General features: G+C 67.7%; 1 protein-coding gene. It reads left to right on the forward strand.

The window, feature by feature from the left end:
• The coding region (locus RM812_RS41585) for an integrase (RefSeq protein WP_311586135.1) at window positions 1-1664 on the forward strand (1664 nt) is incomplete at both ends.

Genomic DNA, 1664 nt, shown 5'->3' on the forward strand with positions numbered 1-1664 from the left:
CTCCGCAACCGGCCTCTGCGCGCCGGTACGGACAAGGCAGCCCTGTCCCGCTTCGGCGACATGATCTGGCACATCAGGCCGGCACACCCTGATGCCCACCTCAACATCACGCCGCTGATCTGGAGCCGCTACCCTCCGCTCTTCCACCTCCCCTTCAAGACCTTCTTCCTCGCCGCGCTCGACCACCCCTACCCGGGCAGCCCGATCACCGTGCAACGCGGCGGCGAGCGTCCGGGCGTCGCGACGTTCCGCTACTGGTTCATGGATCTTCAGGTCTTCGCGGAATGGCTCGTCGAGGCGGGGATCTCGCGCCTGTGCGACGTCACCGAACAGCATCTAGACGCCTACCGCGCCTACGTCCTGGCCCTGCAACGCAAGCCGGGGCGGAAGATCGACATGCTGGCGGCGGTGCGCACACTGTGGCTGTACGGCCCGCACTTGCCCGACGAGGGACGGCTGGCCACCGGCTACCCCTGGCCCAGGGCATCCGACGAGGAGCTCAAGAGCCCTGCCGGAGGCCGCGACAACAAGACGCCGCGGATCGCACCGGTGACCATGACGGCCCTGCTCGCCTGGGCGCTGCACACCATCGAGGTCATCGGCCCCGACGTACGGGACGCATGGGTTGAGCATCAGCAGCTCAGAGCCGGGACGCACCCCTCCCAGGCCGAACTCGACGGCCTTCCGACGGGGGAGCGCATCCAGCGGTACATCGCCCGCTGCCGACGGGAGGGGACCCCGCTGCCCGGACACCGCATGGAGGACGGGCAGCGCGCCATCAACTTCTCGGCCATCCAGCGGATGATCCAGACGACCACGGGCATCTCCCTCACCCCCAATCAGAAGCGGACGCTGCGGGAGTCGGGGCTGCCCATCGCCGAAGACACCTACATCGGCCAGATCTCGGGTGCGATCGACGGTCGGCCGTGGCGCGATGCGCCCATCGCTGTGTCCGAACTGCGCAATCTCATCCGCATGGTGGCCGCGGCGGCTTTCGTAGTGATCTGCTACCTCAGTGGGGCCCGTCCCGGCGAGGTGCTCAACCTGCGCCCCGGCTGCAGGGCGACCGACGAGGAGACCGGGGAACTGCTGATCGTCGGCCGCCGGGGCAAGGGGTACGACCGTGCCTCGCTCCCAGTGGCAGAGGGGGAGGCGTCGCCGGAACAACGGCCGTGGGTCGTCGTCACGCCGGTGCACGACGCCATCGCGCTGCTGGAGAGCTTCGGTGACTACGCCTTCTTGTTTCCCGCCAGCTTCACCAACGCCCACACCAAGCGGCCGAACGACTTCAACGCCCGGCAGGTTGAGTCGGTCACCCGGGATCTGGAGGACTTCGTTGCCTGGGTGAACAACACGTTCGGCCGCCCCGGCGCCGACGTGCCCATCCCGCCGGACCCGACCAAACACCTGCATGCTTCGCGCTTCAGGAGAACCCTGGCGTACTTCATCGTCCGCCGGCCCCGCGGTCTGGTGGCCGCCGCGCTGCAGTACGCCCATGTCCACACCAAAGTCACCCTGAGCTACGCAGGCCGGGATGATTCCTCCTGGATGGACGACATTCAGCTGGAGACCCTGGAGATGGTGCTGGAACAGAACGAACAGGACGCCCGACTGCTGGAGTCCGGCGAACACATCTCCGGCCCCGCTGCCGATGAGTATCGACA

The organism is Streptomyces lancefieldiae (genome assembly GCF_031845825.1).
GTDB classification, from domain to species: domain Bacteria; phylum Actinomycetota; class Actinomycetes; order Streptomycetales; family Streptomycetaceae; genus Streptomyces; species Streptomyces lancefieldiae.